The sequence below is a fragment of the Streptomyces sp. NPDC059455 genome (genome assembly GCF_042750115.1).
Taxonomy (GTDB): Bacteria; Actinomycetota; Actinomycetes; order Streptomycetales; family Streptomycetaceae; genus Streptomyces; species Streptomyces endocoffeicus.
Genome location: NZ_JBHYVB010000029.1, coordinates 10246 through 24613 on the forward strand (window position 1 = coordinate 10246; position 14368 = coordinate 24613).

The 14368-nt window shown below is 70.9% G+C and carries 10 protein-coding genes and 1 pseudogene; 4 read left to right on the forward strand and 7 right to left on the reverse strand.

The annotated features are described in order from the left end of the window. From ACFXB5_RS13110 to ACFXB5_RS13130, 5 genes and pseudogenes are all read right to left on the reverse strand, one after another. Nucleotides 1–523: pseudogene (locus tag ACFXB5_RS13110) on the reverse strand (XRE family transcriptional regulator); the annotation flags it as partial. Between the two features lie 190 nt (nt 524–713). Then, nucleotides 714–1712 carry a hypothetical protein gene (locus ACFXB5_RS13115; RefSeq protein WP_385206323.1) on the reverse strand — a complete coding sequence of 333 codons (999 nt, stop codon included), beginning with the start codon at nt 1710–1712 and terminating at the stop codon, nt 714–716. 364 nt (nt 1713–2076) lie between these two features. After that, a complete protein-coding gene (locus tag ACFXB5_RS13120) occupies nt 2077–2778 on the reverse strand; it encodes a DUF4232 domain-containing protein (protein ID WP_385206326.1) in 702 nt (233 codons plus the stop codon). A gap of 133 nt (nt 2779–2911) precedes the next feature. After that, complete coding sequence (locus ACFXB5_RS13125) at nt 2912–4903, reverse strand: BTAD domain-containing putative transcriptional regulator (RefSeq protein ID WP_385206328.1); 1992 nt, start codon at nt 4901–4903, stop codon at nt 2912–2914. A gap of 1 nt (nt 4904) precedes the next feature. After that, nucleotides 4905–6194, reverse strand: coding sequence for a M18 family aminopeptidase (locus ACFXB5_RS13130; RefSeq protein WP_385206331.1), 1290 nt, complete (start codon nt 6192–6194; stop codon nt 4905–4907). Nucleotides 6195–6376: 182 nt separating this feature from the next. Here ACFXB5_RS13130 and ACFXB5_RS13135 point away from each other — a divergent pair, with 182 nt between their 5' ends. Then, entirely contained in the window at nt 6377–7129 is a 753-nt protein-coding gene (locus tag ACFXB5_RS13135; protein WP_385206334.1) for a TNT domain-containing protein, read from the forward strand. Between the two features lie 17 nt (nt 7130–7146). Then, nucleotides 7147–7515, forward strand: coding sequence for a hypothetical protein (locus ACFXB5_RS13140; protein ID WP_385206337.1), 369 nt, complete (start codon nt 7147–7149; stop codon nt 7513–7515). Between the two features lie 156 nt (nt 7516–7671). On the opposite strand, the gene ACFXB5_RS13145 is transcribed toward ACFXB5_RS13140, so the two are convergent. Beyond that, a complete protein-coding gene (locus ACFXB5_RS13145; RefSeq protein WP_385206340.1) occupies nt 7672–9498 on the reverse strand; it encodes an acyl-CoA dehydrogenase in 1827 nt (608 codons plus the stop codon). A gap of 137 nt (nt 9499–9635) precedes the next feature. Here ACFXB5_RS13145 and ACFXB5_RS13150 point away from each other — a divergent pair, with 137 nt between their 5' ends. Together ACFXB5_RS13150 and ACFXB5_RS13155 are read left to right on the forward strand one after the other, a co-directional pair. After that, on the forward strand, nt 9636–10130 hold the full coding sequence (locus ACFXB5_RS13150; protein WP_020869891.1) for an SseB family protein: 495 nt from the start codon (nt 9636–9638) through the stop codon (nt 10128–10130). A gap of 122 nt (nt 10131–10252) precedes the next feature. Continuing rightward, nucleotides 10253–11224, forward strand: a complete 972-nt coding sequence (locus ACFXB5_RS13155; protein ID WP_385206343.1) for a pirin family protein — start codon at nt 10253–10255, stop codon at nt 11222–11224. 93 nt (nt 11225–11317) lie between these two features. On the opposite strand, the gene ACFXB5_RS13160 is transcribed toward ACFXB5_RS13155, so the two are convergent. Then, complete coding sequence (locus ACFXB5_RS13160) at nt 11318–13798, reverse strand: SdrD B-like domain-containing protein (RefSeq protein ID WP_385206437.1); 2481 nt, start codon at nt 13796–13798, stop codon at nt 11318–11320. Nucleotides 13799–14368: the final 570 nt, after the last annotated feature.

The window sequence follows — 14368 nt, forward strand, 5'->3', positions numbered from 1 at the left end:
GGGCTCGGCCCCCGGGGCGGCGGGGTGTTGGGGGGGTGGGTTGGGGGTTGGGGGGGGGGGGGGGGGGGGGGGGGGGCGGGGGGGGGGCCCCCCCCCCCCCCGCCGCGGCCCCCCCCCCCCCCCACGACCGTAAGGCGATCACGCCGGCCGTGGCCCCGCCGATGACGAAGACGGTGCCCACCGCCGCGAGCGTGAGCCGCAGCCGACGCCGGGACGGCCGGTGCCCCGGGGATCCCTCCCGGGCCTTCTCCGGGGCCGGCGGGGCGGCGCCGGACGCCATCGGCCCGTCGGCGGCCTCCATGGCGGCCTCGGCCTCGGTGGCCCGGTGCAGCAGGGTCACCAGCTCGGGCAGCCGGTCCTCCGCGGTGAAGGAGAGCTTGCCCCACTGGATCAGGAGCCGCTCGTCGGGGAGGCTCTGGCCGCGCAGATAGCGGGAGAGGGAGGATCGGCTCGCGGGCAGCCGTCCCTCCAGTTCCTTGAGACTGAGTCCCAGTTCGCCGTGCATCCGGCGCAGTGCGGTCACGAATTCCCGTACCGGGCCGGAGAGTTCCTCGGGAAGCGGGGCGAGTGGCTTTCGTCGTGGGTTCTCTGGGCGATTCGGATGCGCTGGCACGTACACCATTGCAGCACGTGGATCATGAACATGCCGAGCGACACGTCCACACCCCCGAGGTGGACGTGCCGCTCGTTACCGGAACCGGATCAGGAACGCATCAGTCCGTGAACTTCAGCGGCCGGTAGGGCTTGTACTCGCTGCCCGGTTCCAGTCCATAGCGACGGGTCGCGTGATCCGTCCCGAAGTCGCCGCGCTGCTCGTAGGAGGTGTACGAGGTGTGGGCGGCGTCGTTCCACTTCTCGAACATCACGACGTGCCGGGTGTTGTTGTTCCCCGAGGCGTCGATCAGCAGGTCGCCGGGCCGGAGGTCGTTGACGGCGATCGGCTTGGTGATGCTGGAGCCGGTGAGGCCCACGGTGTTGGTGCCGGGCGCCTGGAGGCCCAGCGCCATGGAGACATAGCCCGAGCAGTCCTGGCGGTAGCCGTCCTTCCAGACCTTGGCCTGGCTGTAGGGCACCCGGCCGCCGTTGTCGGCGGTCAGCCAGGTGGCGGCCCGCTGAAGCGCCTCGGCGCGGCTGCCGCCGGGCTGCGGCGGCCGCGGCGGCTCACCGCCGCCGTTCTGCACCGGGACGCCGGGGAGGGAGTCCTGCGGGATGTCCACCGCGACGACGCTCACGAAGCCGTTGACCGGCCCGGTGATATGGGCCATGTAGGTCGAGCAGGCCCCGTCCTCGCAGACCTTCTTCCCCGTGTCGACCTGGAAGTCGGCGGTGATGCGGTCCTGGCCCGGGGCGGTCTTGTTGAGCATGCCCACGGACGGGGAGCTGGTGTCGGCGGTCTGGTGGACCACCCAGCGGGTGCCCCAGGTGGGGAAGTCGGCGGTGGCCGCGGCCTTGGTGCCGAACTCACCCGTGGTCGTCTTCAGCTTGAGCGCGGCGCCCCCGCCCTTGTCCGAGCTCTTGGCCGAGGTGTCGCGGCTCGTCGCGCCCTTCTCGGCGACCTTCCCGGCCTTCTCCGCCTTGTTGGTGTCATGGCCCGCGGTGCCGTCCCCGCCCGAGCAGCCGACGAGCCCGGTGGCGCCGATGCCCGCCGCGGCGATCGCGGGGAGCACCTTGCGCAGGAGGGTCCGGCGGTTGCGGCTGATGGAGTGTGTCATGTCTGGATTCCCCCTAGGTGAGCGTGCCGACCTGGTGTCGGCACCGCTCGGTCCAGGCCGCGGCTGCCGTCCGCCGCGGCGACGGGAACCACTCTGGGCCGCGCGGCGGGGCATTCCGGGGGCCGAGCCGTCCTTTGGGACGTCCCATCCGGACCCACCCCTGACGACCTGCCAAAACGCCCACGGAGAGGGCCAGATGCGGGACGGGGAAGGCCATGCCGTGGGACATGACGAGACGGGCCCCCCCCCCCCGGGGGCCCCCCCCCCCCCCCCCCCCCGGCTGGGGGGGGGCTCGGAGTCGAGCGGTCGCCGGAGCGGAAGGGCGGGGGCGGTCACCGGACGGGGGCCGTCACCGGATGGGCGGTCACCAGAGCAGGGCGTCGGACGCGTCGCGCTGCCAGTAGCCGACCTCCGCCCCGCGGCCGACCTCCACCGAGTCCCCGGGGAGGTCGACGGAGCGGCGGCCGTCCTCGCCGGGGAGGGAGACGGTCAGCCCGGTGGCCTTACGGCTGTCGGCCGGGTCGTCCGCCGCGGAGGTGGTCAGACCCGCGTAGCCGCTCTCGCCGGGGGCCAGCGTGACGACCGTCTGGGGCCGGGTGTCCGCGGCCTCCGGCACGGCCGGGCTCGCGTCGCCGAACCGCACCGAGGGGAAGCCGGTGAGACGGCAGGTCGTGCCGGACTGGTTGGTGATCTCCAGCAGGAGGTGGTTGGCCGGGCGGGGGACGGAGGTGACGCCCACCGACATCGTGTCGAGGCGGCAGACCCCGGCCTCCCCCTCGGCGCCGCTGTCGGCCCGCAGACCGCCCTGGGCCCCGGCGTCGGCCCCGCCCGCCGCCGTGTCCCGCGCGGACCGCTGGGCGCCGTCCTGGAGGCCGTCCTCATGGGCGGCGGGGACGGCGGGGACGGCCGGGGCGATGCTCTCCGCCGCGCCGGCCGTCCGTACGCCCGACGCGTCGGCGGTGCCGCACGCCGCGAGGGTGATGCCCGCGGCGACGACGGTCAGTCCGGCAGCGACCGAGCGCAGGGTGCCGGCGCGGTGGGCGAGGCGGGCGGTGGTGAGCGGCATGGCGGGGTCTCCCCTCAGCGGGCGTTCGGGCGTTTTCCGGTACGGCTCAAGCCTGTCCGGACCCGCTGCCGTTCGGCTGGTGAACGGCTGCCGCCCGCTAACGCCTCGCTAACGCCCCGCTGTTCGCCGCTGCTCAGCCCCCTTGTGACGGCCCTTGTGACGGCCCGCCAGGGGGTCCGCCGACCGCTCCGCCGGATGTTTCGCCCGGGGCGTCGCGGTCGCTGCCGTCGCCCTGGGCGAAGAGCTTCACCAGGTCGCTCATCACATAGCGGTTGGTGGCCTCCTCGTCCAGCAGGTGCATCTCCGCCAGCCGCTCCAGGGAGTCCTGGATCAGCTCGGGGTCCGCGCCCGACAGCGCGGCCGCCTCGGCGGTGTTGACCTCCCGCGCGAAACCGGCGCCCAGGGCCCGCAGCAGCTGTGCGTCGTCCGCCGAGAGCCGGGCCACCGAATTGCGCAGCGCGGCGGCCACTCCGGTGTCCTCCGCCGACAGCAGCGCGAGCCGGCGGCGCTCGTCGCGCAGCGCGGTGGCCAGCCGGGCCAGCCGCCAGCGGGGCCGGGCCATCAGCTGGGCGGAGGCGGCGCGCAGCGCCAGCGGCAGCCCGTCGCACAGGGCCACCAGTTCCCGCGCGGCCTCCGGGTCCTCGGCGACCCGGGCGGGCCCCAGCAGCGCGCCCAGCAGGCCCACCCCGTCCTCGGGGCCGAGGGCGTGCAGCCGTACCGGGCGGGCGGCGTCGGTGGCGATCAGCCCGTCCAGCCTGCTGCGGCTGGTGACCAGCGTGGCGCAGTGGGGTCCGCCGGGCAGCAGCGGGCGCACCTGGGCGGAGCTGCCCGCGTTGTCCAGCACCACCAGCAGCCTGCGGCGGGCGGCCAGCGAGCGGTACAGCGCGGACGCGGCCTCGGTCGAGGTGGGGATCTGCTCGGCCGGGGTGCCGAGGGCCAGCAGGAACTCGCGCAGCACCTCGGCGGGCAGCACCGCCTCGCCGCCGCTGAAGCCGCGCAGATCCGCGAAGAGCCGTCCGTCGGGGAAGGCGGCGGCGTGGGCATGGCCCCAGTGGACCGCCAGACCGGTCTTGCCGACCCCGGCGGGCCCGCTGAGCAGCGCGATACCGCCCTCCTGGGGGTAGCCGCCGGAGTCGCCCGCGGCGCCGCCCTGGGCCGGTTCGGCGGTGCCCAGGGTCAGCCGGGTCAGCTCGGCCAGCTCCGCGCCCCGGCCGTGGAAGCCCGCCGGGGGCCGGGGGAGCAGCTCGGGCGCGGGGGCCGGGGCGGCCGCGGACAGCGGATGCTGCGGGGTGGCCGCCTGCTGTGCGCCCGGCTGCCCCGCGCCGCCCGGCTGTCCGGCGGCCTCGGCGCCGCCCCGCGGTCCGTCCGCCGTGGGGGCCGCCGTCAGGATCTCCTGGTACGCGGCGCTCAGCCGCTGGCCCGGGTCGACCCCCAGGTCGTCGTCGAGCAGCTGTCGGGTGCGGTGGAACCAGGCGATCGCGTCGGACTGCCGTCCGGAGCGGTACAGCGCCAGCATCAGGGCGGCGATCAGCCCCTCGCGCAGCGGGTTGGCGACGGCGGCGGGGTGCAGGGCGCGCACCGCCTGCTCATACTCGCCCAGGCCCTCGTGGGCGCGCGCCAGGGCTTCCACGGCGCTCAGCCGCCGCTCCTCCAGGGCGTGCGCGGCCGCCGCGAACGGCGGGCTGGCCACGGTCCCGGTGAGCGCCGGGCCGCGCCACAGGCCGAGCGCCTGCCGGAGCAGCTGGACGGCCTCGCCGGGGGCGGACTCCGGGCTGGCCTGGGCGGTCAGCTGGTCGAAGCGCTGGGTGTCGATCAGGGAATCGGGGATGCGCAGCAGATAGGCGGAGCTGTGGGTGGCCAGCTCGACGCCGTGGTCCTCGGCGCCGCCCTCGGCCAGGGCCGCGCGGAGCCGGGAGACATGGCCCTGGATGACGGTCCGGGCGTGGGCGGGCGGCTCGTCCTCCCACAGGCTGGATATCAACTGCTCCACGGACACCGTCGCGTTGGGCCGCAGCAGCAGCATCGCCAGCACGCTGCGCCGTTTGGCGGGCCCCAGCGGAAGCTCGACGGGTGCTGCTTGCGGGCCCGCGGTGACGGTTACCGGACCCAGCAGGGAGAAGTCCAACTCAAGCCCCCAGAAAGGCGTGCAGTGCCTTGGCCAGCAGCCGCGGGTCCTGTGCCCCGCACAGCTCCCGGGCCGAGTGCATGGAAAGGATCGCGATGCCGATGTCGACGGTGGCGATACCGTGCCGGGCGGCGGTGATCGGTCCGATCGTGGTGCCGCACGGCATCGAGTTATGGGAGACGAAGCTCTGCCAGGGGACGCCGGCGCGCTCGCAGGCGGCGGCGAAGACGGCTCTCCCGGCGCCGTCGGTGGCATATCTCTGATTGACGTTCACCTTCAGGATCGGGCCGCCGTTCGGCCGCGGGTGGTGGCCCGGCTCATGGCGCTCGGCGTAGTTGGGGTGGACGGCGTGGCCGGTGTCGGAGGACAGGCAGACGGTGCCCGCGAAGGCCCGCGCCCGCTCCTCGTACCCCCCGCCGCGGGCGAAGACCGAGCGCTCCAGCACCGTGCCGAGCAGCGGGCCGTCGGCGCCGGTGTCGGACTGGCTGCCGCTCTCCTCGTGGTCGAAGGCGGCCAGCACGGGGATGTACGGCAGCTCCTGCTGGGTGGCGGCGATGAGCGCGGCCGTACCGGCGTGCACGGAGACAAGGTTGTCCATCCGGGGCCCGGCGACCAGCTCGCGGTCCCGGCCGAGGTAGGCGGGCGGCTCGACGCTGTGGGTCATCAGGTCCCAGCCGGCGATCTCCTCGGCCGCGACCCCGGTCTCCTCGGCGACGAAGCGGATCAGGTCGCCCTCCTCGACGCCGCCGAGCCCCCAGATGGGCGTCATATGGCGCTGCTTGTCGAGCTTGAGGCCCTCGGCGTTGACCGATCTGTCGAGGTGTACGGCGAGCTGGGGGACGCGCATCAACGGCCGGTCGACGGTGACGAGATGGTGGGAGCCGTCCCTGAGGGTGATCCGGCCGGAGAGCCCGAGGTCGCGGTCGAGCCAGGTGTTGAGCAGCGCCCCGCCGTAGATCTCGACGGCGATCTGCCGCCAGCCGTGCGCACCGGTGTCGGGAATGGGCTTCACGCGCAAATTGGGAGAGTCGGTGTGAGCGCCCACAATCCGGTACGGAGTGGCGGCCTCCGCCCCCTCCGGGACGTACCAGGCGATGATCGCCCCACCGCGCAGCACGAACCGCCCGCCGGCCGTCCCGTCCCAGGGCGCGGTCTCCTCGATCCGGCGGAACCCGGCCTTCTCCAGCCGCCCCGCGGCGCTCGCCACGGCGTGGTACGGCGAGGGGCTGGCGCGAAGGAAGGACATCAGGTCATCGGTGTGGCCGCGGTCGATGCCGGGTTGTGCGCTCATGTGCTCAGCATAGATTCGCCGGGGGCCGGCTCGCCCTGGTACGGGAGCGGCGGCCATCGGTGGGGTCACGTTGATCCAATCTGATGAAAGCACGTCAGCTAAGGCGAGAAGTCGGGTGAATCGGTCGATATTCCCCGTGATCAAGCAACGTCGCACTGAGTCGTTACTCGAGGGGATACCGGATGCGCGTTCTTCGACACCTGCTTGTCGTCCTGGGGTCGCTGCTGCTGCTGTGTGCCGGCGGACCGGCCATGGCAAAGCCCGTCACGGACTTCACCGCGGGGCTGGCCCCCGTGGCGTCTCCGGAGCCGGCGGCGCCCTCACCCGGCCCGCGGCCGGGGGGCGGCGGGGACGGCGAGAGCAAGGGTCACCCTCCCTGTCCCAGCACGAACCGCATCGGGGGGACCAACACCGCACCGAATCCTCCGCTCGACCGCTACTACCAGGGCGACTGGCGGCTCGGACCCGCTCAGCTCCCCCGCTACGGCGCGATCGGGCACATGCTCGAAGGCTATGAACGACTCGACGACTTCCCCACCGCCCACTCGTTCCTCAACTGTTATTGGAATGAGCAGACGAACGGCTGGTGGTTCCCCTACCCCGACGGCTGGGTCCTGCTCAACGGTTCGCCCCTGCACACCACGGTCCGGCTGAAGGTCGGTCAGAAGGTCGACTTGTTCGGGAGCGGTTTCGGCCACTTCCTCGCCCCGGCGGGCACGCCCTACGCGGAGCGCGCGCTGCCGCCCAGCAACCTCAACACCCTCGACCCGGCCTATCCGTACGGCTATCACCTCTACGAGGTCACCGAACCCTTCCTGGTCGAGGGCGGCCCCATCCGGCCCTGGTTCGGCCAACCCGGTTTCGGACTGCAGTATCTGACCGGGCCTTCGATCCCCCAACTTGTCGCGGCCGGTAATCTCCGCCCGCTCAACTGAGGGCGGATCCTGGACCGGTGGACAGAACGGAACTCGTCCGGACCCTCCGCGACGAGCAGGTGCCGGAGGCGCTGTACGACATCCCGGGCGTGCGGGACATCCCGGTGCAGCCGGACGCGTACTACTACCTGCGGCCCGCTCCGGACGGCGGCTGGGAGACCGGCCTGCGGGAGCGGTCCCTGGACCGGGACACCAGCCGGTTCGCCACCGAGGACGAGGCGTGCCGGGATCTGCTGGAGAAGCTGAGGGCCCGCCCGCGCCCGCCGGAGGGCGGTGGCGAGTCGGTCGACGAGCTCCTCGCGCAGGGCGAGGAGCTGAGGCGGTGGGCCCGCGAGGAGGTCGAACGAGCGCTGCGGGAGCGGCGGTCCGATGACGATGAGCGGTGACGATAACGATGAGCGATGACGGTGACGACGAGCGATGACCCACGAGCGGTAACGGTGACGACGAGCGATGACGACGTGAGCGCGCACAGCCCAGAGGGCCGGCCGCCCCGCTGGAGGATGGGACGGCCGGCCCCCTGGGCGCTGTGAGGGAAGCCCCTAGAACGCGGCCTCGTCCAGGTCCATCAGACCCTTGTCGACCGACTCGGCCAGCGAGCGCTGCACCGAGACGCCCGGCAGCACCTCGTGGGCGAAGAACTTCGCGACGGCGATCTTGCCCTCGTAGAAGGACCGGTCCTTGGTGGCGGCCGTGCCCAGCTTCTCGGCGGCCACGGCCGCGCCCTTGAGCAGCAGATAGCCGATGATCACGTCACCGGAGGCCAGCAGCAGCCGGGTCGAGTTGAGCCCGACCTTGTAGATCGAGCTGACGTCCTGCTCGGTGGCGGCCAGGTCGGTGAGCATCGCGCCGACGATCGCCTCCAGGTCCACCGCGGCCTGGGCCAGCTGGTCGCGGGCGACCTCCAGGTCCTCGCCCCCGGCGGCCTCGGCCAGGAACTTCTTGATCTCCTCCGAGACGACGGTCAGCGCCTGGCCCTGGTCCCGGACGATCTTGCGGAAGAAGTAGTCCTGGCCCTGGATGGCGGTGGTGCCCTCGTACAGGGTGTCGATCTTGGCGTCCCGGATGTACTGCTCCAGCGGGTACTCCTGGAGGTAGCCGGAGCCGCCGATGGTCTGCAGGGACTGTGCCAGCTGCTCGTACGCCTTCTCCGAGCCGTAGCCCTTGACGATGGGCAGCAGCAGGTCGTTGAGGCGGTTCACGGCGGAGGTGTCCTCGCCCGCGGCCTCCTTGATCAGGACCTCGTCCTGGACCGAGGCGGTGTAGAGCACCAGCGCGCGCAGGCCCTCCGCGTACGCCTTCTGCGTCATCAGCGAGCGGCGCACATCCGGGTGGTGGGTGATGCTCACCCGCGGCGCGGTCTTGTCGGTGAAGGCCGCCAGGTCCGGACCCTGCACCCGCTCCTTGGCGTACTCCAGCGCGTTGAGGTAGCCGGTGGAGAGGGTGGCCATGGCCTTGGTGCCGACCATCATCCGGGCGAACTCGATGATCTTGAACATCTGGCGGATGCCGTCGTGCTTCTCGCCCAGCAGCCAGCCCTTGGCCGGGTGGTCGGCGCCGAAGGTCAGCTCGCAGGTGTTGGAGACCCGCAGACCCATCTTGTGCTCGACGTTGGTGGCGTACACGCCGTTGCGCTCGCCGAGCTCACCGGTCTCCCAGTCGAAGTCGTACTTGGGGACGACGAACAGCGACAGCCCCTTGGTGCCGGGCCCCGCGCCCTCGCGGCGGGCCAGCACGAAGTGGATGATGTTGTCCGAGAGGTCGTGCTCACCGGAGGTGATGAATCGCTTCACACCCTCGATGTGCCAGCTGCCGTCCTCCTGCTGGGTCGCCTTGGTGCGGCCCGCGCCGACGTCGGAGCCGGCGTCCGGCTCGGTCAGCACCATGGTGGAGCCCCACTGCTTGTCCACCATCAGCTGGGCGATCTTCAGCTGCTCCTCGGTGCCCTCGTCGTGGAGCACCCCCGCGAAGGCCGGGCCGGAGGCGTACATCCAGATCGGGGCGTTCGAGCCGAGGATGGTCTCGGCCGAGCCCCACAGCAGTGAGCGGGGGCAGGCGGTGCCGCCGAGCGACTCCGGGACGCCCAGCCGCCACCACTCGGCCTCCATGTAGGCCCGGTAGCTCTTCTTGAACGACTCGGGGAGCGGCGCCGTGTGGGTCTTGGGGTCGAAGACGGGCGGGTTCCGGTCGGAGTCGGCGTAGCTTTCGGCCAGCTCGTGCTCGGAGAGCCGGGATATCTCGGCGAGCACGCTCTTGGCGGTGTCGACGTCCATCTCCGCGAACGGGCCGGTGCCGTACACCGTGTCGCGCCCGAGCACCTCGAAGAGGTTGAACTCGATGTCGCGGAGATTCGACTTGTAGTGCCCCATGGCGACGGCTCCGTAGGGATCGGGAGGCCAGGACCTCTGCGTTGACGCGTATCAGATCAGCTGATGCCATGATGCTACCCGTGGGTAATAAAGGGCAACCCTCAACCGGGTAACTGTGACTCAGTACGCTTCTGCGCATGTACGGCTACGACCAGAACGCGAGCGCAGGGCAGGGCTACGCCGCCCCGCCACCTCCGCCGCAACAGCAGCCGCATGCGTCACATCACGCGGCGGGTGCGGGGTACGGCCAGCAGCCGCTCTACCCGGAGCCCTCCCCGCCGTCGCTCGCCGACGCGGTGCGGGCCTTCACCACCGGATCGATGTCGGCCGAGGACTTCCAGCAGATCTTCGCCGGGTCGAAGGTCTACTGCCCGCGCGGTGACAATCCCGGCTTCCTGGCGCTGCACAACACCCAGCAGCCGGTGATCCCCATGTTCACCTCGCTCAAGGAGCTGCGGAGGTACGCGGGCAAGGAGTCCAAGTACTTCGTGATCACCGGCGCCGAGGTGATCGACCTGCTGCCCACCGGCTACGGCTTCGTCCTCGACATGGAGGGCGAGCACCGGATCGTCTTCGACGCGAAGGCGGTGGAGCAGATGGTGGACTTCGCCATGCGTCGCATGTACGGCTAGATCCGCATACGTCCGGATATCACCGGGTTGTCCCAATGGGGTGCCCGGGTGGAAATAAAGGCCCTCTTGCGGGTTGTTCAGCGTTCAATTAAGTTGAATGGTGAACGATCGAGGAGGCCGTCATGCCCGCAGTGACCGTAGAGAACCCGCTGACCCTGCCGCGCGTCGCGGCACCCGCCGAGGCACGACAGCGCCCCGTGCTCGCCGTCACGACCGCTCCCAGCGGTTTCGAGGGTGAGGGCTTCCCGGTGCGGCGTGCCTTCGCGGGCATCGACTACAAGCACCTGGACCCGTTCATCATGATGGACCAGATGGGCGAGGTGGACTATCAGCCCGGGGAGCCGAAGGGGACCCCCTGGCACCCGCACCGCGGCTTCGAGACCGTCACGTACATCATCGACGGGATCTTCGACCACCAGGACTCCAACGGCGGTGGCGGCACCATCACCAACGGTGACACCCAGTGGATGACGGCCGGGTCCGGGCTGCTCCACATCGAGGCGCCGCCGGAGCACCTGGTCGTGTCCGGCGGTCTCTTCCACGGCCTTCAGCTGTGGGTGAACCTGCCGAAGCAGGACAAGATGATGCCGCCGCGCTACCAGGACATCCGCGGTGGCCAGGTCCAGCTGCTCACCTCCCCGGACGGCGGCGCGCTGCTGCGGGTCATCGCCGGTGAGCTGGACGGTCACGAGGGTCCCGGCGTCACGCACACGCCGATCACGATGATCCACGCGACGCTGGCGCCGGGTGCGGAGATCACCCTGCCGTGGCGCGAGGACTTCAACGGCCTCGCGTATGTGCTCGCGGGCCGCGGTGCGGTCGGCACCGAGCGGCGTCCGGTCCACCTGGGCCAGACCGCCGTCTTCGGAGCCGGTTCCGCGCTGACCGTGCGCGCGGACGAGAAGCAGGACGCGGGCACTCCGGACCTGGAGGTCGTGCTGCTCGGAGGGCGGCCGATCCGTGAGCCGATGGCGCACTACGGCCCCTTTGTGATGAACACCCGCGCGGAGCTCCAGCAGGCGTTCGAGGACTTCCAGAAGGGCCGGCTCGGCACGATCCCCGCGGTGCACGGGATGTCCGAGGGCGGGCTGTAGGCCTCGCCGGGACCGCACGCGAACGAGCCCCGTCCGGATATGGACGGGGCTCGTCAGCGCTTACGGGCGGATCACCCGTCTTTCCGTGTTGTCTCAGTGTTGCCCGGCGCGACGCTTCCGGGTCACGAACGCGGCTGCCGTGCCCGCACCGGCCAGCAGGGCGCTGAGGGAGACGATCTTCAGCAGGCCGGACGTACCTGTGTTGGCCAGCGAACCGCCGCCTCCGTCAGTCCCCGAGCCTCCGCTGGTCCCCGAGCCTCCGCCAGTCCCTGAGCCTCCGCTACTCCCTGAGCCTCCGCCGGTCCCCGAGCCTCCGCCGGACTGGGGGCCCGGATTGTTGGGCGGCTCGGACGACGACGGCGTGGGCGTCGGCTTGGGAGTCGGCGGTTTCCCCTTGGAGATGTACACGCCGGCGTCGATCGTGTGATCGACCTCTCCCGGCTTGTCCGGCGCCGTGACGGGTGCGCGTCCGTTACACAGCGGCCCGGTCCTCGGCGGGGTCACATTCGAGTCATGTGCCCGGTTGTCACCGGCTCGCGGCAGCGTGAACCGCAGCCTGGTGGCCGGCGGCTGAGTCGGCACCTTGTCGGTGTCCGCCGTACACACGTCGAACTGCACCGTGTATTTGGCGCCCGGCTTCAGCTCATACGCGGCGCCGACTCCACCGAAGTAGTACTCGCCGGCGGCATCGGTCTTGGTCGTGGCGACCTGCTTGCCATCGGCGTCCAACAGGTTGATCGTCGCGTCCGGCAGCGGCACTTCGTTGCGGCCCTCGGGATCCTGGATCCCGTTGTGGTCGCCGTCGAACCACACCCGGTTACCGATCTGGATCGGCGCGTTCGCCGCCTCGTAGGCGATATCGCCGAGCCCACCGGCCTTACCGAACCCGCTCTGTGCCTGACTGACGAACTGGTACCCGTTGGCTTTCGGGCTGTTGCCCGGGCCCTGGCCGGTGGTGATGTTGTGGTACCCGGTCCCTGAGGTCGCGACGTCGACGACCGGGTCGAACTCCGTGCTGACGACCCACTGCTGCTGCGGGATGTAGGCCACCGACCCCAGCGCGGTCTCCGCGTGAACTCCGTTGCCATAGAAGTCGCCCGGGAAGTACTCGACGACACTGCTGTCCTGGCTGCCACCGGTGGCGGGGGTGGCGTGGTTGGGGCAACTGCCGGTGCCTTCCCACGAGTACCCGCCGTCGGGATTGGCGCAGGCCATGTTGATGTCGCCGCCGGCCATGCCGTTTTCCGGGGTGTCGTTGTTCGGCCTCGGGTCCAGTCCACCCCAGCTCACGACGTCCATGAACCGGTCGCGGAAACCGAGGATCATCGAACCGTCACGGGCGAAGGCGAGGGAGGCGAACTCCGGCTGCGGATCGATGTGGACGTTGCCCACCTTCCGCTCGTCCCACGTGTCCAGGGAGGTGTTCCACGGGTTCCAGTGGGTGGCCCGGTCGACGTCGTTGGAACCGAAGACGGAGCCGCGCTTGGCGGTGAGCGGCTGGGTCAGCACGGTGTCGAACTGTTGGCCGTCGTAGGTGTAGACGACGGCTTTCAGGTCTTCGCGCTTCTGTGTGCTCTCCGCGCTGCACACGCCACCGACGTAGAGCTTGTTGTCGTGGACCTGGAGACCGAACGGCCGCCAGTCACCGGGGCTCGCGCAGCCCGGGTCCGGGATGCGCACCGTCGCCTTTGGCGCGGACGCGGTGGCCCCGGTCGCGTCGAAGCTGACCAGGCGCCGGGTCAGCAGGTTCACCGCGTACAGCGTTGAGCCGTCCTCCGACAGGGCCATGCCGCCGATGCTCTCCTTGCCCGGCGCATTGGTGAACCCGGCGTCCTTGATCATGTTGCTGGCGTCGTGCGGTGTCACCGTGGCGCCCGGCACCTTCGCGAACAGGGTCGGCGCGCTACCGCCGTCGGTCGGCGTGGTGTAGATCGCGTCACCGCCGCCCGGCCCGTACGGGGTGTACCGGCGGGCGAACGCGCCCTGGAAGATCCGCTTCTGGTACTTGTCGTAGGCCAGCGCGAACGTCGTGCCCACCTGGGCCTGGGTGTTGAGCGCGGTCGGGCACGCCGTGTCGCCAGGACACGTACCTCGTTTGTCCGTCCCGAACGCCACCAGTGCCCGGGTGTCCTGCCCGTCGGCGGTGTTCTGGATCGGCACGAAATAGCGCGTGTCCGGCAGCGCGTAGTCGGCCGGATTCCAGACCCCGGTAATGACCGAGTCGTCCTTGCCATCCGACACGTTCACAAACGTCGTGAAGCTGTCGAAGTGGTTTGCCGCCGTCGAGGCCGGCGCCGCCTGAAGATACTTGTTGTACGGCGCCGGGATGGTGACGTCGACGCGGTACTGGCCTCCGGTCAGTTCGGTCGACTTCGAGACCACCACCTTTCCGGTGGCATCCGTGGTGCCGGTGACCCGATGGCCGGCAGGGTCGGTTACCCGAACCTTCATGCCCCGCTGCGGCACATCCATGGTCGTGTTGATCACGCCGGTGCCGAAGAAATCCCGCAGTACCTGAACTGTCAGGGTTCCGTCGCCGGTCGAAGCGGTGGCCGTCCCGGCCGTCGCGCCCATCGTGCTGCCCAGCAGCAAGAAACCGCATAGGCCCACTCGTGCCAGCGGACCCGTACGCTTTCCGGCTGTCCGGCGTAACCTTCCACATACTCTTCGCACAGCCATCACTCTCCCCTCGTGATGTGAACCGAACACCCGTTTGCAGCCGTGTATCCGTTTCTCGGCTCCGGGTGACACATCGGCCATGAAAAGGGCCCACCGCTTTTCGGTGGGCCCGGTCGTTCTTGGTCGTGCTGGCGGATGGAGCGAATTCAGGGACTCGGGAGTGCCGTTCGCAGGCCAGTCGCACTCGTCCTCGCCTTCCCACGCGAAAACAGCACAAGAGTCTGAATAGTGATCCTGAACCGCCCGACCAGCAGCGATACTGTAGCGGGTGTATGCCAAGATCGGGGGGAGAGCAGGGAATGAATAAGCGGAACGTGTTAGCAAAGCGCCGTCCGCGGAGTACGGAAATCGGACACGTGTTCTCGCGGCGCGCGGCCGGTCGGGGCCGATTGGCGCCGGGCCGCAGGGTGGTGGGCGCCGGCCGGGGGGGGGTGGGCGGCGGGGTGGGCACGATCCAGGTGGCGG